The organism is Nonomuraea sp. KM90 (genome assembly GCF_052246675.1).
Taxonomy (GTDB): domain Bacteria; phylum Actinomycetota; class Actinomycetes; order Streptosporangiales; family Streptosporangiaceae; genus Nonomuraea.
Map to the genome: position 1 here is coordinate 1 of NZ_JBQQCB010000046.1, position 20,846 is coordinate 20,846.

Sequence of the window (20,846 nt, forward strand, 5' to 3'; positions counted from 1 at the left end):
ATCCCCGGCACCACGGCTACGACCAGCAGCGATCGGTACGTGACGGCAGCCAGCGCGGCCGTCAGCGTGAGCGGGTCGAGCGCGGGCGCCGAGCCATGCTCCACCCACAGGGCGTCGGCCCCGGCAGCCTCGAACGCCACGGCGTCGGTGAGCCACTCCCCCGGATCCCCCTGCGGCCTGGGCAGGACGATCCCCACCCCGACGCCATCGCCGGACCGCCCCAGCTCGCCCGTCATATCGCTCGCCTCCCGCACCTCGCTGCCCGATGACGCCGATCCCGCCGCTGACGTGCCGCCCCTCCGTCATGACGCCCTCTCCGCCATGACGCCACCTCCGTCATGACGCCACCTCCGTCATGACACCCACCCCCTCCGTCATGACGCCCCCTCCTCCCCCGACCCCGAGCGCAAACCTTCCTCCCCCTGTCCGGATCCGGTGACGACGCGGTGGCGGTCGTCGAGGCGGCGGGTGAGGCGGAGCCGGTCCAGGTGCTCCAGCAGCGGGATCACGACGCGCCGGTTGGTGCCGAGCGCCGCCCGCGCGTCGCCGGCCGTGAACGGCTGCGGCAGTCCCGCCAGGATCCGTACCGCCGCCCTGTCCGCCCCGGGCAGCAGCACGACGCCGTCGGCGAGCCGCAGCACCAGCCCGGCCCGTGCGGCCAGCGCGACCACCTGCCGGCTGAGCCCGAGCTCGGACAGCCGCGCCGCCTCCGGCGCCAGGTACGGCGCTCCGGCCAGCTCGGCACGCAACCGCTCGACCGCGCCGGCTACCTCCTCCGGCACCCCGCGGCCGTCGATCCGCCCATCGGCCACGCGCAACGGCGGACATGCCCTGACCAGCGCCTCGACCAGCTCCCGCACCGGTAACCCGAGTGCGGTCCGCGCCGCGTCCACCGGAATGCCCGGCTGCTCCGCCACCATCGCGCCGAGCCGCTCGCCCAGCTCCTTCCACCGCCCACCGTCGACCATCCAGTCCCCGGCACCGGGCACATCGAGCGGACGAGGGTCGAGCCCCATGGCGACCAGCTCCGACCGCCGTACCATCCCCCGCCACCCCAGCACCGTCCCCGCGTCGGGCAACCGCCCCACCATCCCGCCGCCTACCGCCCGCCCTTCCGGCCGGCCACCGGAGACCGCACCCACCGGCCCGCCACCGGCCATGCGGTTCGCCGTCCCTGCCATCGCCCCGCCCGGCCCGGCGAACGGCGCCAGCTGCACCGCCCGCCTCGCCGCCGCGCCCCGGCGACGGAGCACCGGTGGCCGTACGTCCAGCACCAGCACGCCGGCGATCGGCCGGCCGGAGCAGCGCAGCAGCGCCCGGTCACCGACGCGCAGCGGAAGCGCCCGGGCCAGCCCGAGCCTGGCCACCCCCGCAGCCGGATCGGCCCCATCCGGGCCGGAGGCGAAGGGGCGTATTCGAGCCGGGACCGAGGCCGACCCGATGTGAAGAACGGCCTCCCGCGGCAGGTCGGCGTCCACCCCATCCAGCCGTACGTCCACCACACCCGTCTCCACCCAAGCCCCAGGCGTGAGCAACGTCTTCCCCCGGGCCACCCGCTCCAGCTCGACCCCCCGCAGGTTGACCGCCACCCGAGCCGCGGCCCTGACCTCCTCCACCGGCTCCCCCGCGACCTGCAACGCCTTCACCCGCACCCGCTCCCCGTCCAGGACGAGCGCGTCCCCGGCACGCAGGGTCCCGGCGGCGAGCGTGCCGGTGACCACGGTCCCCGCGCCCCTGATGGTGAAGGCCCGGTCGATCCACAGCCTCACCGGGGCGCGCGGGTCCGGCGAGGGCAGCGAGGACACCAGCCGGTCGAGCCCGCGCCGGAGCTCGTCGAGCCCTTCACCCGTCGTGCCGCTCACCGTGACCGCCGGCCAGGAGACCCGTTCCCTGGCCTCCTCCAGCGCCAGTGCCGGATCCATCAGGTCGCGCCGGGTCACCACCAGCAGCCCCCGCTCCACCCCGAGGGCCTCGATCGCCTCCCAGTGCTCCTGCGACTGCGCCTGCCACCCCTGGTCCGCCGCCAGCACGAACATCACCGCCGGCACCGGCCCGAGCCCCGCCAGCATGTTGGTGACGAACCGCTCGTGCCCGGGCACGTCCACGAAGGCGAGCCTGCGGCCGGAGGGCAGCGTGGTCCAGGCGAAGCCGAGGTCGATGGTCATGCCGCGGCGGCGTTCCTCGGCCCACCGGTCGGGCTCGATGCCCGTCAGGGCGCGGACCAGCGTGGACTTCCCGTGGTCGACGTGCCCGGCCGTGGCGATCACGTACATGCCAGCACCGCCCGCGCCAGCTCCTCGTCCAGGTGGGGCGGCACGGACCGCAGGTCGAGCAGCAACCGCCCGCCCACGACCCGCCCGACGACCGCCGGATCGCCCAGCCGGAGCGGAAGGGCGAGCCGCTCGGGCAGTGCCAGCGCCACGCTGGGCAGCTCGCAACCCGGCGCACCACCCCCACCCACCACGCACACACTGCTCACCACCTCGACCTCAAGCCCCCCACCGTCCGAAGACCGGAAGGACCGCGCGAAAGGGGCGTCGTCGGGGGGCGAGGCGTCGTCGAAACGCTGGCCAGCATCGGCAGGCCCCCCAGCGTCGGCGAGCCCGATGCCATCGCTGGGCGGGGCACCGTCGGCGCGCCGGGCACCCTCGGCAGGCGCGGCACCCTCGGCGGGACGAGTGGGCGGTGAGGGATCGGCGGGCCCGACAGAATCGGCCGGGCGGATGGAGTCGGCGGGACCGAGGGAGTCGGCGGGGGCGACGGGTGGGGTGCCGTTCGGGAGCTCGGCAGGGGAGGCGCAGGGGGTGGGGCGAGTGGTGGTGAGGCGGGTGAGGAGGGCTTGGGCGCGGTGCTGGAGGTCGGCGGGGGCGGTGTGGAGGGCGAGGCGTATCGGTGGGTCGGTGCGGAGGGTGGCCTCCAGGGCGGCGAGGGTCAGCTTGTCGACGCGCAGTGCGCGGGCCAGCGGATGCCGGCGCAGCCGCCGTACGAGGTCGGCTCGGCCCAGGATGAGGCCCGCCTGCGGCCCCCCGAGCAGCTTGTCGCCGCTCGCGGTCACCAGGGCCGCGCCGTCGCGCAGCGCCGTACGGGCGTCGGGCTCCTCGGGGAGCAGCGGCTCGGGTTCGAGGAGGCCGGAGCCGATGTCCACCACGACGGGCACCGGCAGCGCGCTCAGGTCGGCGATCGAGGCGGAGGCGGTGAAGCCCTCGACGCGGAAGTTGGACGGATGGACCTTCAGCACGAACCCGGTCGCGTCCCCGACGGCGTCGGCGTAGTCGCGGGCGGTGGTGCGGTTCGTGGTGCCGACCTCGCGCAGCCGCGCCCCGGTGGACTCCAGCAGCTCCGGGAGCCGGAAGCCGGCACCGATCTCCACCATCTCGCCGCGGCTGATGACGATCTCGCGCCCGGCCGCCAGCGCGGTCGCCGCCAGCACCAGCGCGGCGGCGTTGTTGTTGACGACGTGTACGTCCTCCGCGTCCGGCACGGCCGCCCCCAGCGCCGCCATCGCGGTCCGCCCGCGCCCGGCCCGCTCGCCCGTCACCAGGTCGAACTCCACGTCCGTGCCCCCCGCGGCCGCCTCCACGGCCGCCATGGCGGCGGATGAGAGCGGGGCGCGCCCCAGGTTGGTGTGCACCAGGACGCCGGTGGCGTTGATCACCCGGCGGGGTCCGGCCGCGAGGGCGGACACGGTGGCCGTCACGACGTCCTCGGGCGCGATCCGCCCCTCCCTGGCCTGCTGCTGTGCCGAGAGGACCGCGGCCTTCACGACGGTACGGCCCGCGCCCCCGGCCGCCCGCACCACCCGCGGATCCGCCAGGACGGTGTCGGTGCGGGGGATGTGGCGGCGCGGGTCACCGGCCCGGCCGGTCCGGCCCGGCTGCGGGGTCATGGCGAGCCTCGGGGCGCGGAGGCGCACGGGGATCGAACCCGCCGGCGACGCCGCGCGCCGCCCACCGGTTTTGAAGACCGGGGTGCCCACCAGAACACACGCGCCTCCAAAGGAAGACGATACTCACGATATGACGGATCTCAGGCTCACGCAGTACGCCCGTGGTGGCGGATGCAGCTGCAAGATCCCGCCCGGGGAGTTGGAGGCGGTGCTGGCCGGGTTCCCCGCGCTGGGCGGCGCCAAGTTCTCCGACGCGGGCGGCACCGGGTTCACCGACGCGAGCGTGGCCGGGTTCACCGGCCCGACCGGGGCCGGGGAGATGCTGATCGGGCTCGAGCACGGTGACGACGCGGCCGTCGTCCGGCTCGACGGCGACCGCGCGCTCGTCTCGACGGTCGACTTCTTCGCCCCGGTCGTCGACGACCCGTACGACTTCGGGCGGATCGCCGCCGCCAACGCGCTCTCCGACGTCTACGCCGTCGGCGGCGAGCCCCTGGTGGCCCTGAACCTGCTCGGCTGGCCCCGCGACCTGCTCCCCATGGAGGCGGCCCGGGAGGTGCTGCGCGGCGGGGTGGACGTGGCCGGGCAGGCGGGGTGCGCCGTCGCGGGCGGTCACAGCATCGACGACGCCGAGCCCAAGTACGGCCTGGCCGTCACGGGCCTGGCCGACCCGGCGAGCCTGCTGCGCCTCGACGCCGGCCGTCCCGGGCTGCCGCTGTGCCTGAGCAAGCCGCTGGGCGTCGGCGTGCTGAACTCCCGGCACAAGGCCACCGGCGACGTCTTCCCCGAGGCGGTCGCGTCCATGACGGCACTCAACCGCGACGCCTCCCGCCACGCCCGCGCGGCGGGGGCTCGCTGCGCCACCGACGTGACCGGGTTCGGGCTGCTGGGACACCTGTTCAAGCTGGCCAGGGCGAGCGGGGTCACGGCCGTCGTGTCGGCGGGCGCGGTGCCGTACCTGGAGGGGGCCCGGGAGGCCGTGCGGGACGGGTACGTGAGCGGCGGCACCCGGCGCAACCTGGCCTGGGTGGCGCCGCACCTTTCCGCCGGCGGGATGCCGGAGGAGGAGCTGCTGCTGCTGGCGGACGCCCAGACCTCGGGCGGGCTGCTGGTGGCGGGGGAGATTCCCGGGGCGGTGGTGATCGGTGAGCTGGTGGCCCGTGGCGAGCAGGCCCTGATCGTGCGGTGAGGGCGGCGTCACGTGTTGATCGTCCCGTGGGGCTCGGTGTTACGTTGGGTGAGGCGTGCCCGACACCTGCGAAGGACGTGGTTTCCCGTGCTCTACCTCTTCGGATTCGACCGGATCGGCGTGGCCGTGAGCGACATCTACTTCGTCGACCCCAACCCCACTCCGGGCCAGGAGGGGGCGGAGCGCGGGGTGCGGCTGGAGCTGCGCCGGCTGGAGCCGGGCGAGCTCAAGGGCTCGATCTACTCGGCCCGCCCCATCACCGTCGACCGGCCGATCTGGCGGGTGGACCTGCTGGAGTCGGTCTCGGGGACGCCCGGGAGCTTCGACCGGACCCATCACCACCCCGGGGTGAAGGGGTGGGAGCCGGGGCGGCGGGTGTTCGACTCGCGGTTGTCGGAGGAGCCGCTGAAGTGGCTGGCGGAGCGGCTGGGCGATCTCGAAGGGGTGCTCGACCAGGCCGGGGTGGAGCGTGACGAGGTGAGCCCGGCTGATGTGAGCGGTCTGCGCGAGCGGGCGCCGGAGATCGTGGAGGCCGTCGGCCGCCTGCTCGACACCGTACGCACCGCCGCCCCGGAGACCCCGGCCGGTGCCGAGTCCGCCACGAGCGTCCGGGCCAGCTGGTTGTAACCGGCTCAGCCGGGCTCGCCCGAGGTGGGGCGGCGGTGCAGCAGGCCGAACTTGGTCCACATGGCCTCGGCCGCCTCGATCGAGGCCCCCGTACGCGCCGGGTCCACCGCGGCGAGCTGCGTGACCAGTGCCTGCGCCACCGCCATCCCGGCCGTCAGCGAGGGGAAGAACGCCTCCCCCTCCGCCGGCACCATCACGACCTGCTCCGCCGCGCTGGCCAGGGCGGGGCTGGCCGCGTCCGTCAGGGCGAACACCCGCACGCCGCGTGACCGGGCCTCGTTGGCGGCCAGGACCGTGCTCTCGTACAGCCGCCAGAAGCTGATCGCGATCAGCACGTCCCCGGCCTGGATCGCGGCGATCGTGTTCGCCAGCTCCGCGTCCCCGGCCGTCACCGCCGTCACCGGGTAGCCCGCTAGCCGGGCGTTGTGCGCGAGCGCCAGCCCGACGGCCGCGTAGCTGCCGTCGGCGACGATCACCGTGCGGCGCGCGCCCGCGATGGCCTCCGCGATCGTGAGCAGCACCGCCTCGTCCAGGCGCCGGTTGAGCAGCGCCAGGCTGTCGAGGTCGCGGCGCAGGGAGCGGGAGCTGGGCGAGCCGGTGCCGCGGTGCTCGGCGGCGACCTGGCCGGCGCTGAGCGAGGACAGGTAGCGGGCGCGCAACTCCTGTTGCAGCGCCGGCCAGCCGGCGAAGCCGAGCGCCTGCGCCGTACGGGTGACCGTCGCCACGTTGACCCCGGCGAGCTGGGCCAGCTCCCCCGCCGACCCGAACGAGGCCCGGCGCGGCTGCGAGAGCAGGAGCTCGAGCACGGCGGCCGCCTTGCCGCGCAGCCCGCGCACCGGCAGCCGCTCGCGCAGCCAGTCCTCGAAGCTGTCCGTGGTGACGTGCTCTGTCACAGACTCCCTCTCCCACCCGGCCGTCCACCGGCCGGGAACATGCTACGCGCTTGTAACAAGACAAACCTGCAAAGACCATTGCAATTTTGACGATCCGCACTATATGTTGCTTCGCAATTGACCTGCAGGGCCATGACCTGGGGAAAGGTGTGTCCAATGACCTTGTTGGCCCGTCTGGACCGGCTCCCGCTGAGCCGTCCGCACTATGTCCTGCTCCTGATCGGCGGGCTGGGCTACACCTTCGACGGCATGGACTCGGCCGTCGTCGCGTTCCTGCTGCCGAGCGCGCAGGAGGTCTGGGGCCTGTCCAACGGCCAGCTCGGCTTCATCGGGTCGGCGACGCCGTTCGGGTTCCTGTTCGGCGCGACCGTGGCGGGCCTGCTCGGCGACCGCATCGGCCGCAAGAAGGTGATGATGTACGCGCTCGCCTTCTACGCCGTCTTCTCCGTGGTGGCCGCGTTCGCCCCGAACTATGAGGTGTTCCTCGGGGCCCGCGTGCTGGCCGGAGCGGGGGCCGGGGCGGAGAGTGCGATCATCGCGCCGTTCCTGTCGGAGTTCGTGCCCGCCAAGCGGCGCGGGTGGTTCATCGGCGCGCTGGCCGGGTTCTTCTCGTTCGGGTTCGTGATGGCCGCGCTGATCGGGCGGTTCGTGGTGCCGACGATGGACGACGGCTGGCGGATCGCCCAGCTGATCACCGCGCTGCCGATCGTGATGCTGCTGTGGTGGCGCCGCTCGCTGCCCGAGTCGCCGCGCTTCCTGCTGCAGCAGGGCCGTACGGCGGAGGCCGAGGCGGTGGTCGCCGACCTGGAGCGCCGGGTCGAGCGGGCCACGGGCGAGCCGCTGCCGCCGGTGCCCGAGACCGCCACCGCCCCGGCCACCGAGACGCCGAAGGTGAACCTGCTCAGCGCGCTGCGGTTCCTGTGGAGCCCGGTGATGGCCCGGCGCACCGCGGTGATCTGGCTGGTGTGGTTCGTGATCACGTTCTCGTACTACGGGTTCTTCTCCTGGATCCCCACGCTGCTGGTGCAGCGCGGCATCACCGTCACCAAGAGCTTCGAGTTCTCGATCATCATCTATCTGGCGCAGATCCCCGGCTACTTCTCGGCGGCCTGGCTGTCGGAGCGGCTGGACCGCAAGAACACGATCGCGATCTACCTCGCCGGTTCTGCGGTCAGCGCGTTCTGGCTCTCGCAGATGGACACGCCCGTCACGATCACGCTCGCCGGCGCGGTGCTGTCGTTCTTCCTGAACGGCACGTACGCCGGCGTCTACTCCTACACCCCCGAGGTCTTCCCCACCTGGATCCGCGCCACCGGCACCGGCCTGTCGAGCGCGTTCGGGCGGGTCGGCAGCATCCTGGCCCCGACGATCATCGGATTGTCGGCCGCGAAACTGGGCTTCGGCGGCGTGTTCGGGCTCACCACGGCCGTGCTGGTGGCCGGGGTGGTGTGCGTGGTCGTGTTCGGCCTGGCCACGGCCGGGCGATCGCTGGAAGAGCTGACGGAACCCACGACTGAGGAGGCGACCAGGTGAAGGACCTGAACGAGCTGGAGGAGACGGTACGCCGGGAGGTGGGCGTGCGGCTGTTCACCGTGCTGGCCTGGGTGCCGGAACGGCGGGCGCTGCGCCGCGTCCACAGCAGCCATCCCGGGCAGTACCCGGTGGGCGGCGAGAAGACCGTCGAGGTCGCCCAGGACTGGCTGGCCACCTGCATAGAAGGGCGGCGGCCGTACTTCGGGCCGGACAAGGCCGCCGTACGGGAGATCTTCGCCGACCATGAGCTGATCGAGAGCCTCGGGTGCGGTTCGATCATCAACGTGCCCGTGATCGGGGAGGAGGGCGAGGTGCTCGGCGTGCTGAACATCCTCGACGCCGAGGGTAGCTACGACGAGAGGTCCGTGGCCGCCGCGCAGTCGATCGCCGGGCAGGTCACTCCCGCCCTGCTCGGAGGTGCCGCATGAGCCTGCTGCTGCGTAACGCCCTGCTGCTCGACGTCGCGACCGGCGAGTACGCCGAAGGCGACCTGCGCTGCGCCGACGGCCGCATCGCCGAGACCGGCCGCGGGCTCGGCGCGCCCGACGGGACGCGGGTGATCGACCTGGCGGGCGCCCGGGTCGTACCCGGGCTGATCGACGCGCACGTGCACGTCACCGCCTCGACCGCGAACCTCGGCACGCTCGGCTCCATGTCCCCCTCGTACGTCGCCGCCCACAGCGCCCGCATCATGGGCGGCATGCTGGACCGCGGCTTCACCACGGTCCGAGACGCCTCCGGCGCCGACTTCGGGCTGGCCGACGCGCAGGCGGAGGGCCTCATCCGGGGCCCGCGCCTGCTGTTCTGCGGCAAGGGGCTCAGCCAGACCGGCGGCCACGCCGACTTCCGCGGCCGGGGCGAGCACCTGCGCGACGACCACCCGTGCTGCGCGGGCGTCGGGCGGGTGGCCGACGGCGTGGACGCGGTCCGCGCCGCCGCCCGCGACGAGCTGCGCAAGGGCGCGCACCACATCAAGGTCATGGCCTCCGGCGGCGTGGCCTCGCCGACCGACCGCATCGACTCGACCCAATACTCGATGGACGAGCTGCGCGCGATCGTCGACGAGGCCGCGGCCGCCAACCGGTACGTCGCCGCCCACGCCTACACCGCGCGGGCCGTCAACCGGGCCCTGGAGGCCGGGGTGCGCTCCATCGAGCACGGCAACCTGATCGACGACACCAGCGTCGAGCTGTTCCTGCGGCACGACGCGTTCCTGGTGCCGACGCTGGTGACGTACTGGGCGCTCAAGGAGGAGGGCCGGGAGTTCGGCCTGCCCGAGCGGAGCTGGCGCAAGGTGGACGAGGTGCTGGAGGCGGGCCTGGCCGCGCTGGAGCGGGCGGCGCGCGGCGGGGTGCGGCTGGCGTACGGGACCGACCTGCTGGGTGGCATGCACCGGCACCAGAGCCAGGAGTTCCGGCTCCGGGCCGAGGTGCAGCGGCCGATCGACGTGCTGCGGGCGGCCACGACGGGCGCGGCGGAGCTGGTGGGGCTGGCGGGCGAGATCGGCACGCTGGCCGTGGGCGCGCACGCCGACCTGCTGGTGCTGGACGGGGATCCGCTGGAGGACGCCGGCGTGCTGACCGATCAGAAGCACCTGCGCCACGTCGTCCAGGCGGGCACGATCGTCTGACGTCCCGAGGCGCGATCGCCGGACGTCCGGCAGGTGCGTACCTTGGTGTGCGTGACGACGCTGACGCGCACCGCCCTGGTGGTCGCCGCGGTGCTGATCCTGCTGCTCGGGCTGCTGTGGGTGTTCCAGCGGCGGCTCATCTACCTCCCCGACGGCAGGCCGGTGCCGCCGGCCGCCGCGGTGATCCCGGGCGCCCGCGACGTGTCGTTCACGACGCGCGACGGGCTCCGGCTCGCCGCCTGGTACGTGCCCGGCGACCACGACGTGACCGTGCTGGTCACGGGCGGCAACGCGGGCAACCGGCTGCACCGCGCGCCGCTGGCCCGCGCGCTGGCGGCGCACGGGCTGCCGGTGCTGCTGATGGACTACCGCGGCTACGGCGGCAACCCGGGCAGCCCCACGGAGGAGGGTCTCCTCCTCGACGCCCTGGCCGCCCGCGCCTCGATCCGCAGCCCGCGGGTCGTCTACTTCGGCGAGAGCCTGGGCGCGGCGGTCGCGACCAGGCTCGCGCTGGAGCAGCCTCCCGACGGGCTGGTGCTGCGCTCGCCCTTCACCGACCTGGCCGCGGCGGGCCAGGTCAACTACCCCTTCCTGCCCGTACGCGTCCTGCTGCGCGACCGTTTCCCCGTCGCGGACCGCATCGGCGAGGTGGGGGCGCCGGTGGTGGTCGTCTACGGCAGCCGCGACACGATCGTGCCCCCGCGCCTGAGCAGGACGGTCGCCGAGGCCGCGCGGGCCACGACCGTGGAGGTGGCCGGGGCCGGGCACAACGACCTGGCCCTGCTGGACGGCCGCGAGCTCGTCGGCGCGGTCGTGCGGCTGGCCGAACGCGTCCGCAGGCCCTGATGGCATGACGTCCCCGGACCGATCTGGAAGGATCTGATGAAGTCGGCCTCCTCCGGAAGGCAAGGTACCGACGATGAGACCCGTGGACCGCGCTGAATATCTCGGCTACACCCCCGCCACCGAGAGCCACCGGCTGATCATCCACGGCCTGCCGAAGGAGCTGCCGGAGACGCTCGGCGGCCGGCACCGGTTCACCCCGCTCTCCCTGTACGTCGGGGAGCGCCTGGCGGCCACGGCCTTCGCGCGGCTCGACGACGTCGGGCGGTTCTGGTTCGACGTCTGGCTGCTCTCGCCGAAGCCCGGCGGGCGCTGGAGCCTGCGTACCGGGAGCACCACCGCGGCCGGCCCGGAGGACGAGGACGTGCTGCGCCCGCGCCCCGGGGCCGCCACGCTCAACGGGCACGCGCGGCCCGGGGAGAGCTCCCTGTTCAACGCCAGCCCCGTGCCGTGGCTGCGCCGCCCCTCCAGGTGGGTGGCCTTCGGCCTCGTGCGGCTGTCGGCCGAGGTGGGCGTCGTGCGGCTGGAGGAACGGGAGATCGCCGTCCCCGACCACGGCCTGCAGGCGCTGGCCTGGCGCGCCGGCCGCGCGGGCAAGGAGCTGGGCCTGCTCGGCCACCGGGGCGAGCACCTGTCGGCCCTCGACCTGCGCTAGCGACCCTGCCCGCCAAACACCTGCCCGCCGGGCACCTGCCGGCCCTGGACCCGCGTCAGCGACCCTGCACGTCGAGCAGCGGCTCCAGCTCGGCCACCGCGTGGTCCCGGTGCACGTCGAGCGTGGCCACGGCCTCGTCGGCGGACCGGCGGCGCAGGGCGTCGAGGGTGGCGCGGTGTTCCTTGACCACCCGCTCCCGGTTGCCCGAGTCGCCGTAGTACATCGACCGGTAGGCGTCGGTCGTGTCCCAGAGTGTCCTGATCAGCCGGGCCAGGCGCGGCATCCCGGCGCAGTCGAACAACGTCATGTGGAACACCCGGTTGGCGGTGGCCATCGCGGGCACGTCGCCCGCCGCGGCGGCCCGCTCCACCTCGTCTTGCGCCGCCTCCAGCCGCGCGAGGTCGTCGTCGCCGAGCCTGGGGACGGCCCGGCGCACGGCCTCCTCCTCCAGCAGCTGCCTGATGCGGTAGACCTCGCGCAGGTCGTCGAGCGAGAGCGTGGCGACGCAGTAGCCCTTGTGCGCCTTGTACGTGACCAGCCCCTCGCCTTCGAGGATCTTGAGCGCCTCGCGCAGGGGAACCCGGCTGACCTGCAGCTCCTCGGCCAGCGCGTCCTGCCGGATGGGGGCGCCGGGCCGCAGCCGGCCGGTGGTGATGGCACGGCGCAGCTCGGCCAGCACGAACTGCTGAGCCGTGGGGGGCCTGCGTCGCGCCTCTTCCGGACTCACGGCCCCAATATCTCACGAACCCACGCATCGTCCTGCCCGAGCGCCGGCGGCGGGCGGTGGTAGGCGGGCGGGGTGGCGCTCAGGCGCAGCGGGTTGGCGACCAGGACGGCGGCGCGGGCGTGGTGCGGGGTCGCGGCCCAGCCGGGCGCGGCCGCACGGGCCGCCGCGACGGCCCGCTCCACTTCGGGCACGGAGGTGAACCGGCCGCGCGCCACCACCTCGGAGGGGCGCGCGGGGTTCGTGTCGGCGAACTCCGCGCCCTCTCCCCCGACCCAGCGACCGGCGATGAGACTCAGAACGTCCATGGTCAACGCACTCTAACTATGCAATATTGGATTTTCAATATTGGATCCAAAATACAGAGAGGCTGCTCCATGATCGCACCCACCGCGCTGTTCGCCCTGGACACGCTGCTGACCGAGGAGGAACGCGAGATCAGGAACACGGTCCGGCGCGTGTGCGACCGCGAGATCCGCCCGCACGTCGCGAGCTGGTTCGAGACCGGGGAGCTGCCCGCCCGCGAGCTGGCCCGCACGCTCGGCTCGGTCGGCGTGCTCGGCATGCACCTCGACGGCTACGGCTGCGCCGGCATGGGCGCGGTCGCGTACGGGCTGGCCTGCCTGGAGCTGGAGGCCGCCGACTCCGGCCTGCGCAGCCTGGTGTCGGTGCAGGGCTCCCTGGCGATGTACGCGATCTGGAAGTACGGCAGCGAGGAGCAGAAGCAGGAGTGGCTGCCCGCGATGGCGGCCGGCGAGCGCATCGGCTGCTTCGGCCTGACCGAGCCGGACTTCGGCTCCGACCCGGGCGGCATGCGCACCACGGCCAAGCGCGAGGGCGGCGACTGGGTGCTCGACGGCACCAAGATGTGGATCACCAACGGCTCGGTGTCGGACGTGGCGGTGGTGTGGGCGCGTACCGACGAGGGCGTCAGGGGCTTCCTGGTCCCGGCGGGCACCCCGGGCTTCACCGTCAACGACATCAAGCACAAGATCTCGCTGCGCGCGAGCGTGACGAGCGAGCTGGTGCTCGACGGCGTACGCCTGCCCGCCGGCGCGATGCTGCCCGGCGCCAGGGGCCTGTCCGGGCCGCTCGGCTGCCTGAACGAGGCCCGGTTCGGGATCGTGTTCGGGGCGATGGGGGCGGCGCTGGACTGCCTGGAGACGGCCGTCGCCTACACGGCCGAGCGCGAGGTGTTCGCCAAGCCGCTGGCGGCGTACCAGCTGACCCAGGAGAAGCTCGCGGACATGGCGCTGGAGCTGGGCAAGGGCCTGCTGCTGGCGCTGCACCTGGGCCGGCTGAAGGAGGCCGGCACGCTCACCCCCGAGCAGGTGAGCCTGGGCAAGCTGAACAACGTGCGCGAGGCCCTGGAGATCGCCAGGAAGTGCCGCACGCTGCTCGGCGCGAGCGGCATCACCCTCGAATATCCCGTGATCAGGCACGCGGTGAACCTCGAGTCCGTGCTGACCTACGAGGGCACCTCGGAGATCCACTCGCTGGTCATCGGCCAGGCGCTGACCGGGATCCCGGCCTTCAAGTAGCGGCACTCAGAACGTCTGCCAGGTCGCCTCGGTGACCTGGCAGGGCCCGCCCTGGTGCACCCGCAGCCGGCCGGCGGGCAGGTCGAGCCCGATGGTGGCCAGGGTCTCCCACCGCTGGTTGAGCGGCTGGGTGAGGTCGGGGTGGGCGCAGACGGGCGCGTCGTCGGGGGCGTGGCTGAGCATGGCCAGAGCCCGGCCGTTCTGGTCCGCCACGCTCAGCCCCTCGACGTTGTCGCGCAGGTGCCGCAGGCGGTCGTAGGTGCCGGGCCGCTCGGTGGCGTGCCGCTCCCCCGCCGCCAGGTCCTCGTCCAGGAAGTGGTTGCAGTGCAGCAGGACCCCGTCGGGGCCGGGCGGGATGACGGCCACCCCGGCCGGTGAGATCTCGATGGACGCCGCGGCGGACCCGGTCACGGCCGTGATGACGGTGGAGGCCGAGACCGTGGCCGAGCGGGCGATGTCCGCGGCCTCCTCGACGGTGGTGGCCTCGTCCAGGATCCGGCGGGCGATCAGGTGCACCGGCACGCCCACGTCGGTGGTGTCGGAGTCGTGGCGCAGGATGTTGAAGTGCACGCCCAGGCCGGCCGAGTTGACGCCGATCTTGGCCAGCGTCCCGGCCTCGGTGAACGTGCGCACGACGTGCCCGGGACGCGGTTCGAGCTCCCACAGCACCGGCGCGTCGCGCAGGTGGTCGTGCCAGTCCCAGGTCTGCACCGTGCGCGCGGGGCCGTCCGGCGGAAGGACGACGGAGGTCGAGCACTCGCCGTGACCGACCGCGTCGATGGCGGCCAGGATCTCCGTGCGCGCGTTCACCACGGCGACCTGCCAGGGCTCCAGCCCGGCGCCGGCCGCGATGCCGGTGATCTCGTCCGCCAGCTGCGGCGCCCAGGCGGCGCTGCGCTCCAGCGCCACCTCGCCCCACGCGCGCACCTGCGCGTCCGTGGCGCCGGCGACCGCGAACAGGTCGGCGTATCCGGAGAGGTTGCCGAGCACCTGCTCGCGCAGGTGGGTGCCCAGCTCCTTGCCACGGGCCCGGGGGTTGCTCTGGCTGGACGTGAAAGTGGGAAAAGTCATTACCTATCCATCATGTCGGCGAGCCGCGGATTCTCGGCGGCGAAGGAGTCGCGGACACGGGTGTACCGCTCGGGGTCGATGTCCTGGCTCAGCTTGAACATGCTCTGCTCGGTACGCACGTGCACCCGGAAAGCCCTTACCCCAGGCAGCAGCGCGCGGAACCTGTCCCTGGAGGCCGGGGTCGCCCGCCAGGACGGCGAGCGCAGCGACTCCAGCGCCTCGACTGTGCGCTCCACGACCTCCATGGCGTCGTCGAGCACGACACGAGCTGCAGCTCATCCCACCTGGTCCGGTTGTCCCGGCGGGCCAGCAACTCGTCGCTCACGCCCGCCGCGGCGGCCAGCCCGTACACCGAGCCGCCGGCCAGGCAGATGGCGTCGTTCGACGCGACGGGCGACTGAGATCCGCGCCTCGACCAGCCCTCGCCACTAGAGACGGGCCACCGGAGGCGTCCGGTGGCAGGCGGGCGGTGGACGTGGCCGCGCCGCCGGACGCGCGTGGGGGCGGTCCGGCGGCGCGGAGGGCGGGGGCGGTCAGCTGAAGGTGACGTCGCTGCAGAAGTAGTACGTCTGGTCCATGTGCGAGGCCTTCCAGATCGTGTAGACCACGTGGCGGCCGGTGCGTGAGCCCTTGTTGATGCCGCTGATCATGTACGTCCCGGCGGGCGCGTACCGGGGAGTCTCGCGGACCAGTTCCAGGTGGTTCCAGCCGAGCGGCGTGGTCGTGGCGTCGTAGCCCTGGCGGGTGATGTACACCCGGATGTAGTCCGCGCCGTGGTAGGCCTGGTCGGTCAGGCGGATGTCGAACGTGGCGGCGAGGCTCGTCGTCTTCCAGGCGCCCGGCGTGTCCATGGAGCGGTAGCGGGCGCCCTGCGTCTGGCCGGCGCTGCAGAGCTGGCCGTTGGGGATGGCGGCCTGGTGGTTGCCGCCGACACCGTCACGGTAGAGGCCGTTCCAGTTCCACATGGCGTTCGTGTTGTCCTGCCACGCCTGCCAGCACATGGGGTCCTGCTGTTGCATGGTGGGGTTCTGGAAGTCGCTGCCCCAGCGCAGCCAGCAGCCGTAGTTGCGGGAGGCCGGGTCGGTGACCGACCCGTGCGCCGACGCGGTGCCGGTCAGGGGGATGACGACGAGCATCATGATGGACGTCAGCAGTACCAGGGCGCGCTTCGCCCAGCGACTAGGTGCGACTTGGGGCATAGTGCGGTCTCCGTGTTCCGGTCGGGGTTCCGGTGGTGGGGAGCGCTCCTGGTGGGCGACGGTATCTGACGGCATTAATCCGTACAAATGACGGGTTGTGTCAACGTCCGGCTCGACTGTCGTGAGCCCTGGTCAATGTGCTAGGTGAGCAGCGGAAAGGGCTTTCCAGAGCACCCCGAAAACAGGTGAAAGTTTCAGAACAGATCGCCCTTGTCGAATTGTTCAAACGAAATACCGATACATATGGTCCCCTTTTTCGCCATGGCGCTGGAGCCGCAAGCGTGACCATTCCATGACTTTGGGTGACGGATTTTGGGCAAGTAGCATGTGGGCGAGGGCGAGGCTCCCGATACTGAGTGGGTGACCGCAATGGCGACGATCGAACCGGCCGGACCACGCGTCTTTCCCCTGGGGAACGCGCCGTACACGGTCGACGACCTGCTCAAGTTCCCTGACGACGGGAACCGCTACGAGCTCTTCAACGGGAGCCTACTGGTGAGCCCTGCCCCCACCATCCACCACCAGGTAGCCATAACGAATGCGATGCGCATTCTCCTGGGCGCCGTCCCGGACGACATGATGATCTTGACGTACGTCAACTTCCGCGTGTCGGACAAGGACTACTACATTCCCGATTTCGTCGTCGTGTCGAGAAGTGCCGCAGTGCGCGGTGGGCTCATGTTCTCGCCTCGCGACATGCTGCTCGCCGGAGAGGTCGTCAGCCCGAGCACCCGGAAACAGGACAAAGGTCTCAAGCCCCTGGCCTATGCGGAGGCGGGCGTCCCCGTCTATTGGCGACTGGAGCTGGACGAAGGCCCGACCCTCTACGTCTACGAGCTCAACGGCGACAGCTACGACCCACCCACTGCCTGCAAGGCCGGCACCGTGGCGGAGCTGACGAAGCCGTTCCCCGTGAGCTTCGACCCCGCCGCGTTCGTGGAGTGACCTGGACCCCGGCTCTGCCGGCCCCCTCCAGCCGGGAGTGCCGGGGTCCAGGAGCTTCATCCCTCCTCTGGCGGGCTCTTGGCGGCCAGGGAGGTGTAGACGGTCACCTCGTCAGGGCGCACCAGGCCGTCCTGGATCGCGCAGATGAGCAGCTTCTCCTTGGTGGGCGCGGGTCTTCCGGCCGCCGCGTATTTGACCCGCGCCCGGTCTATGTACTGCCGCACGGTCCGTTCCTTGATCCCCATGCGCGCCGCCACCGACGCCTTGGACATGGACTGGAACCAGTACAGCAGCGCCGCCCGCTCCTTGTCGGAGAGCTGCGGCCGGTGGGGGCCCTCGTCGGTCGCGATCGCCTGCGCCATCGGCGGCGTGACGAAGGGGCGGTCGGCGGCCACCTCCAGGATGGTCTCCAGGCACGACTCGCGGGTCGCCCGGCCCTTGCCGATGAAGGCGGAGGCGCCGGCGTCCAGCACCGCGCGTACCGTCTCCGGCTCCTCGTGCTCGGAGAAGACGATCACCCGCTGCCCGCCCGCGCACAGCTCGGCGACCCGGTCCACGACCATGGTGCCGTTGAGGTTGAGGTCGAGCAGGAGCACGTCGGCGGCCGTGCCGCGGACGGACTCGATGGTGGGGCCCTGCGCGACGAGCGTGACGGGGCTCGGCGGGCCGAACCACGACCGTACGCCGTCCACCACGACCTGGTGGTCCTCCACCAGGGCGACCGACACGGGCCCCGACACGGGCCCCGTCATGGGCCCTGCCAGATGCTGTTGACCCACACCTCACCTCCCAGCCGCTGGTAGCTGACGACCACCCCGCTGGCCTCCCGTACGGGAGTCGGGCTGACGGGCAGATCGTCGTTGTCTGCCACGACTGCCACGCTGACCATCGTCGACATCGCCGACACCGTTACCCTGGCCCGCGACCTGGCCCCGTCCAGTGCCCGGACGGGCGCTCTGAGCAGGTCCTCCCGCACGCCGTCCGGCAGGAGGGGCAGGTGCTCGCCGAACGGCGGGGCCGTCACGAGGACCTGGCGCCGCTCGGCCGCGTCGATGCGCTCGCGCAGCACCGACACCAGCTCGTCGGGCACGTCCTCGCGTTCGGTGATGAGCCGGCGCAGCCGCATGGCCCCGGCCGTGCAGTCCTCGCGTACGCGCGGGTCGCCGGGGTCGGCGCCGTTGGCGAGCTGCGTGAGCAGCGACTCGGCCACGTCGCGGATGGCCTCGTAGCGGCGCAGCCGGTCGGTGTGGATGCGCTGGGCCGACTCGCGCCAGGCGTCGTCGGCGGCCAGCCGGCGGGCCAGCAGCACGGTCTCCTCGGCGCGGGCGCGCAGCATGTGGCAGCCGGCCATGTAGCCGAGCTGCATGGTGACGCCGCCGGCGATGACGATGAGGTATTTGGCGATGGAGACGCGGTCGAGCGAGCCGGAGATCGCCATCGCGGCCAGCATGATGCCGGCGTTGGCGGACAGGAACGCGATCATCTCGGCACGCCAGCGCGGCCGGTTCCAGGTCAGCATGACGCCGAGCCAGCCGATCGAGCCCCAGCCCCAGTCGCTGATCCCCAGCAGCTCGCCCGGCCGGGAGGCCACGATCACCGCGACGTCCACGGCCAGCGCGGCGAGCGCGAGCGCGAGGATCCGGTCGGGGCCCCGGGAGGTGCGCGACAGCGACAGCGCGCCGATCACGAAGATCGCGGAGTACAGGACCCAGGCCGCCATCGCCACCAGCGGCCACCGGAAGGAGCTCCAGCCGGTGAGGGTGACGGTGAGGTCGTAGCCGAGGTGCCAGACGCCGGCGATGACCACGGCGCCGAGCGCGGTGTAGCGGGCGTAGCGCAGCGCGATCTGCTCGATCTCCTCGGTCATGGCCGCCACCACAGGCTCACCCGGGTGCCCCGGTCGCCGGAGGAGATGCGCGCGCCGCCGTTCGGCAGGGAGCGCATCGTGTCGAGGATCGAGCCGCGCACGCCGAACCGGTCGGTCGGTAACCGGTCCTGGTCGAAGCCCCGGCCGGTGTCGGCGACCTCGACCAGGATCTCCCCGTCGCGCTGGCCCGAGCTCAGTTCGGCCTCGCGCACGCCGGCGTGCAGGGCGATGTTCGCCAGGGCCTCGGTGACCGCGCGCGCGAAGCGCTCGGCGACGTCCCCCGGCACGGTCTCGGGCGTCAGGCGCCGGTGCACGTCCAGGCCGGTGGCCCGCCCGGCCACCTCGTCCAGCAGCGTGTCCAGGGCGATGGGGGCGGAGAGGGCGCGCGGGGTGTCCCGCAGCTGCTCCAGCGCCGACAGGTCGGTGGCCACCTGGGCGCGCAGGGTGGGCGACGGCTCGTCGTAGGTGCCCTGGCCGACCATGGTGAGGGTGTGCAGCGACGTCTCGTGGATGCTGCTGACCTGCTTCAGCTCGTCCTCGCGGCGCAGCCGCTCCACCATGAGTGAGATGTCGGCGCGCGCGCTCTCCCGCAGGAAGGCGTCGGCCGAGGCGGCCGAGCGGCGCAGCAGCGTCATCAGCAGCACGATCGCGAGCAGCTGGACGAGGTGGATGCCGACGGTGCCGAGCACGTCGTGGGTGGGCGAGGCCAGCCGCACGCCCACCGCGAACGCCCCCGCCACGACCAGCCCGACGGGTACGGCCACCTTGGGGCGCCAGGTGACCCCGGCCATGACGACGGTCATCGTGACGAGTCCCGCCACCCAGCTCGACCCCGTGACGAGCGCCTCGACCGCCACGAGATGGACCTGCGCCAGGCACAGCGCGACGGTGATGGCCACATCACCGGCCACCAGCCAGCGGGGCAGCAGCTCCTTGCGCAGGAACACCCGCACGTGCAGCACCGTCCACACGAGGTGGATCGCCAGCATGGGCGCCAGCCAGCGGGCGGAGACGGGCGGGACCGCGCCGAAGAGGGCCGCCACGACGGCCACAGAGCCCACCGCGCCGCGCGCGCCGGCCCCCGTTCGTGCGACGGCCTTGTCCAGTTGCCTGGTGGCCGAGTCGTATCTCGTGGAGCCGGAGTGAACCATGAGCCGTCCGCACGCGATATGGGCACAAGACGGGTCTCACGATAACGCAGGGCAGGGTGGGTAAAAAGGAACGGAAACGCGTTTCTCCGGCAATCGCGGTGGATGACGTCATGGGTCGCATGGCTGTAGTCCTCGGGCCGGCTCTGCTGCGGTGGTTCACCGCCCTCCCCCGAACCCTGTCCCAGGCCGTCCCCGATGGCATGACGGCTGATCGGCCGTCAGGGCGCCACGACGGCCGATCAGCCGTCTGCCGCGTCCCTTGTGATGAGCGTCTACTGGGACGCGAGTGCCGCGATGATCGCGACGGGAGGGACTCATGACGGTGTTCGTGATCACGTTCCTGCTGGGCTGTCTGTCCGTGATGACGGTCCGGGGGCGTAAGGGGAACTGGCCGGCCGGCATGCCGGTGGCCCGGCCGAGGCTGGTGGCGGTGGGGGGCACGTACGAGGGCACGGACGGGTGGCCGTGCGACGCGTACGTCGTGCAGGAACGGATGATCGCGGCGGCCCGGGGGGCGGGCGGCACGCAGCTGGCCCACATGGCCGCCGCGCTGGCGCTGGGCGCGGTGGTCGCCGAGCGGCCGCAGCACGCGGGCACGCGGGAGGAGGACCTGGTCGAGTGCGCGCAGGCGGCGCACCGCGCCGTGCGTACGACGGCGCTGCGCGACGCCGCCATGCCCGACCTGGTCAGCACCCTCGACCTGGTCGTGCTCGACCGGACCGAGATCCCGCGGCTGCGCTTCGCGCACGTCGGCAACGGCGAGATCTGGCACTGCCCCAAGGGCGGGGAGCCGCACCGGCTCACGACGCCGCACGCGTTCGACGGCGGGCCGCTGCTGCGGGGGCTCGGCCTGCCGACGGCGCTCAACCCGGAGGTCGGCGCCGTGGCGCTGCGCCCCGGTGACCGGGTGGCGATCGTGACCGGGGGCGCGATCGCGGCGCTGGGGGTGGCGCGCATGAAGGAGCTGTTCACCGACGGGTCGTCGCCGGTCGCGTGCCTGGACCGGATGTACGACGAGATGGCGGCCGAGGAGCCGAAGGAGGACGCCACCGTGATCATCGCGGAATTCGTGACCGCGTGATACACGACCTG

At 72.8% G+C, this 20,846-nt stretch carries 22 protein-coding genes and 1 tRNA gene; 10 read left to right on the plus strand and 13 right to left on the minus strand.

Annotated elements, in window-relative coordinates; genetic code table 11:
* From ACTWPW_RS34010 to ACTWPW_RS34025, 4 genes are all read right to left on the minus strand, one after another.
* Positions 1-236, minus strand: a 236-nt coding sequence (locus ACTWPW_RS34010; protein ID WP_443171018.1) for a hypothetical protein, incomplete at its 3' end; no start/stop codon positions are given.
* A gap of 138 nt (positions 237-374) precedes the next feature.
* Positions 375-2,273: a selenocysteine-specific translation elongation factor gene (gene selB / locus ACTWPW_RS34015; RefSeq protein ID WP_443171019.1), complete on the minus strand. Its 1,899-nt coding sequence runs from the start codon at positions 2,271-2,273 to the stop codon at positions 375-377.
* A complete protein-coding gene (gene selA / locus ACTWPW_RS34020) occupies positions 2,264-3,886 on the minus strand; it encodes an L-seryl-tRNA(Sec) selenium transferase (protein WP_443171020.1) in 1,623 nt (540 codons plus the stop codon). The genes selB and selA overlap by 10 nt, the downstream gene beginning before the upstream one ends.
* A 15-nt stretch (positions 3,887-3,901) precedes the next feature.
* Positions 3,902-3,994 (minus strand) — tRNA-Sec (locus ACTWPW_RS34025).
* Positions 3,995-4,016: 22 nt separating this feature from the next.
* Between ACTWPW_RS34025 and selD the strand changes: the two genes are divergently transcribed.
* Entirely contained in the window at positions 4,017-5,075 is a 1,059-nt protein-coding gene (gene selD / locus ACTWPW_RS34030) for a selenide, water dikinase SelD (RefSeq protein ID WP_443171021.1), read from the plus strand.
* An 87-nt stretch (positions 5,076-5,162) separates the two neighbouring features.
* Positions 5,163-5,702 carry a hypothetical protein gene (locus ACTWPW_RS34035; RefSeq protein ID WP_443171022.1) on the plus strand — a complete coding sequence of 180 codons (540 nt, stop codon included), beginning with the start codon at positions 5,163-5,165 and terminating at the stop codon, positions 5,700-5,702.
* A 5-nt stretch (positions 5,703-5,707) separates the two neighbouring features.
* Here the strand turns inward: ACTWPW_RS34035 and ACTWPW_RS34040 are convergent, their stop codons facing one another.
* Positions 5,708-6,595, minus strand: coding sequence for a MurR/RpiR family transcriptional regulator (locus ACTWPW_RS34040; protein WP_443171023.1), 888 nt, complete (start codon positions 6,593-6,595; stop codon positions 5,708-5,710).
* 156 nt (positions 6,596-6,751) lie between these two features.
* Here ACTWPW_RS34040 and ACTWPW_RS34045 point away from each other — a divergent pair, with 156 nt between their 5' ends.
* From ACTWPW_RS34045 to ACTWPW_RS34065, 5 genes are all read left to right on the plus strand, one after another.
* Positions 6,752-8,128 (plus strand): MFS transporter, encoded by a 1,377-nt coding sequence (locus ACTWPW_RS34045; RefSeq protein WP_375111638.1) that lies wholly within the window; start codon positions 6,752-6,754, stop codon positions 8,126-8,128.
* A complete protein-coding gene (locus tag ACTWPW_RS34050) occupies positions 8,125-8,556 on the plus strand; it encodes a GAF domain-containing protein (RefSeq protein WP_443171024.1) in 432 nt (143 codons plus the stop codon). The genes ACTWPW_RS34045 and ACTWPW_RS34050 overlap by 4 nt, the downstream gene beginning before the upstream one ends.
* On the plus strand, positions 8,553-9,758 hold the full coding sequence (locus ACTWPW_RS34055; protein ID WP_443171025.1) for an amidohydrolase family protein: 1,206 nt from the start codon (positions 8,553-8,555) through the stop codon (positions 9,756-9,758). Before ACTWPW_RS34050 ends, ACTWPW_RS34055 begins: the two co-directional genes overlap by 4 nt.
* 51 nt (positions 9,759-9,809) lie before the next feature.
* Positions 9,810-10,604, plus strand: a complete 795-nt coding sequence (locus ACTWPW_RS34060; RefSeq protein ID WP_443171026.1) for an alpha/beta hydrolase — start codon at positions 9,810-9,812, stop codon at positions 10,602-10,604.
* A gap of 73 nt (positions 10,605-10,677) precedes the next feature.
* Positions 10,678-11,256: a hypothetical protein gene (locus ACTWPW_RS34065; RefSeq protein WP_375111642.1), complete on the plus strand. Its 579-nt coding sequence runs from the start codon at positions 10,678-10,680 to the stop codon at positions 11,254-11,256.
* 55 nt (positions 11,257-11,311) lie between these two features.
* On the opposite strand, the gene ACTWPW_RS34070 is transcribed toward ACTWPW_RS34065, so the two are convergent.
* Complete coding sequence (locus ACTWPW_RS34070) at positions 11,312-11,983, minus strand: GntR family transcriptional regulator (protein WP_375111643.1); 672 nt, start codon at positions 11,981-11,983, stop codon at positions 11,312-11,314.
* On the minus strand, positions 11,980-12,288 hold the full coding sequence (locus tag ACTWPW_RS34075) for an aldehyde dehydrogenase family protein (protein WP_443171027.1): 309 nt from the start codon (positions 12,286-12,288) through the stop codon (positions 11,980-11,982). Before ACTWPW_RS34075 ends, ACTWPW_RS34070 begins: the two co-directional genes overlap by 4 nt.
* A gap of 69 nt (positions 12,289-12,357) precedes the next feature.
* Here ACTWPW_RS34075 and ACTWPW_RS34080 point away from each other — a divergent pair, with 69 nt between their 5' ends.
* Complete coding sequence (locus tag ACTWPW_RS34080) at positions 12,358-13,521, plus strand: acyl-CoA dehydrogenase family protein (RefSeq protein ID WP_443171028.1); 1,164 nt, start codon at positions 12,358-12,360, stop codon at positions 13,519-13,521.
* A gap of 6 nt (positions 13,522-13,527) precedes the next feature.
* Here the strand turns inward: ACTWPW_RS34080 and ACTWPW_RS34085 are convergent, their stop codons facing one another.
* From ACTWPW_RS34085 to ACTWPW_RS34095, 3 genes are all read right to left on the minus strand, one after another.
* On the minus strand, positions 13,528-14,592 hold the full coding sequence (locus ACTWPW_RS34085) for a C45 family autoproteolytic acyltransferase/hydolase (protein ID WP_443171029.1): 1,065 nt from the start codon (positions 14,590-14,592) through the stop codon (positions 13,528-13,530).
* Positions 14,592-14,852, minus strand: a complete 261-nt coding sequence (locus tag ACTWPW_RS34090) for a hypothetical protein (RefSeq protein WP_443171030.1) — start codon at positions 14,850-14,852, stop codon at positions 14,592-14,594. Before ACTWPW_RS34090 ends, ACTWPW_RS34085 begins: the two co-directional genes overlap by 1 nt.
* 273 nt (positions 14,853-15,125) lie before the next feature.
* Complete coding sequence (locus tag ACTWPW_RS34095) at positions 15,126-15,791, minus strand: lytic polysaccharide monooxygenase auxiliary activity family 9 protein (protein ID WP_364122219.1); 666 nt, start codon at positions 15,789-15,791, stop codon at positions 15,126-15,128.
* 369 nt (positions 15,792-16,160) lie between these two features.
* On the opposite strand from ACTWPW_RS34095, the gene ACTWPW_RS34100 reads away from it, so the two are divergent.
* The gene (locus ACTWPW_RS34100; RefSeq protein ID WP_375111982.1) at positions 16,161-16,736 is read left to right on the plus strand and encodes a Uma2 family endonuclease; all 576 of its coding nucleotides are present in this window, start codon (positions 16,161-16,163) and stop codon (positions 16,734-16,736) included.
* Positions 16,737-16,792: 56 nt separating this feature from the next.
* On the opposite strand, the gene ACTWPW_RS34105 is transcribed toward ACTWPW_RS34100, so the two are convergent.
* From ACTWPW_RS34105 to ACTWPW_RS34115, 3 genes are read right to left on the minus strand one after another with little or no spacing between them, the layout of a single operon-like run.
* A complete protein-coding gene (locus tag ACTWPW_RS34105; protein ID WP_375111648.1) occupies positions 16,793-17,488 on the minus strand; it encodes a helix-turn-helix transcriptional regulator in 696 nt (231 codons plus the stop codon).
* Positions 17,485-18,603, minus strand: coding sequence for a hypothetical protein (locus ACTWPW_RS34110; RefSeq protein ID WP_443171031.1), 1,119 nt, complete (start codon positions 18,601-18,603; stop codon positions 17,485-17,487). The genes ACTWPW_RS34105 and ACTWPW_RS34110 overlap by 4 nt, the downstream gene beginning before the upstream one ends.
* A complete protein-coding gene (locus ACTWPW_RS34115) occupies positions 18,600-19,754 on the minus strand; it encodes a sensor histidine kinase (protein ID WP_443171032.1) in 1,155 nt (384 codons plus the stop codon). The genes ACTWPW_RS34110 and ACTWPW_RS34115 overlap by 4 nt, the downstream gene beginning before the upstream one ends.
* Before the next feature lie 316 nt (positions 19,755-20,070).
* Between ACTWPW_RS34115 and ACTWPW_RS34120 the strand changes: the two genes are divergently transcribed.
* A complete protein-coding gene (locus ACTWPW_RS34120; RefSeq protein ID WP_375111650.1) occupies positions 20,071-20,835 on the plus strand; it encodes a protein phosphatase 2C domain-containing protein in 765 nt (254 codons plus the stop codon).
* The last annotated feature ends 11 nt before the right edge of the window (positions 20,836-20,846 follow it).

Coding starts and splice junctions, on each gene's coding strand:
- selB (WP_443171019.1), bottom strand. CDS start 2,273: ATGTACGTGATCGCCACGGCCGGGCACGTCGACCACGGGAAGTCCACG.
- selA (WP_443171020.1), bottom strand. CDS start 3,886: ATGACCCCGCAGCCGGGCCGGACCGGCCGGGCCGGTGACCCGCGCCGC.
- selD (WP_443171021.1), top strand. CDS start 4,017: ATGACGGATCTCAGGCTCACGCAGTACGCCCGTGGTGGCGGATGCAGC.
- ACTWPW_RS34045 (WP_375111638.1), top strand. CDS start 6,752: ATGACCTTGTTGGCCCGTCTGGACCGGCTCCCGCTGAGCCGTCCGCAC.
- ACTWPW_RS34055 (WP_443171025.1), top strand. CDS start 8,553: ATGAGCCTGCTGCTGCGTAACGCCCTGCTGCTCGACGTCGCGACCGGC.
- ACTWPW_RS34065 (WP_375111642.1), top strand. CDS start 10,678: ATGAGACCCGTGGACCGCGCTGAATATCTCGGCTACACCCCCGCCACC.
- ACTWPW_RS34075 (WP_443171027.1), bottom strand. CDS start 12,288: ATGGACGTTCTGAGTCTCATCGCCGGTCGCTGGGTCGGGGGAGAGGGC.
- ACTWPW_RS34080 (WP_443171028.1), top strand. CDS start 12,358: ATGATCGCACCCACCGCGCTGTTCGCCCTGGACACGCTGCTGACCGAG.
- ACTWPW_RS34085 (WP_443171029.1), bottom strand. CDS start 14,592: ATGACTTTTCCCACTTTCACGTCCAGCCAGAGCAACCCCCGGGCCCGT.
- ACTWPW_RS34095 (WP_364122219.1), bottom strand. CDS start 15,791: ATGCCCCAAGTCGCACCTAGTCGCTGGGCGAAGCGCGCCCTGGTACTG.
- ACTWPW_RS34100 (WP_375111982.1), top strand. CDS start 16,161: ATGGCGACGATCGAACCGGCCGGACCACGCGTCTTTCCCCTGGGGAAC.
- ACTWPW_RS34105 (WP_375111648.1), bottom strand. CDS start 17,488: ATGACGGGGCCCGTGTCGGGGCCCGTGTCGGTCGCCCTGGTGGAGGAC.
- ACTWPW_RS34110 (WP_443171031.1), bottom strand. CDS start 18,603: ATGACCGAGGAGATCGAGCAGATCGCGCTGCGCTACGCCCGCTACACC.
- ACTWPW_RS34115 (WP_443171032.1), bottom strand. CDS start 19,754: ATGGTTCACTCCGGCTCCACGAGATACGACTCGGCCACCAGGCAACTG.
- ACTWPW_RS34120 (WP_375111650.1), top strand. CDS start 20,071: ATGACGGTGTTCGTGATCACGTTCCTGCTGGGCTGTCTGTCCGTGATG.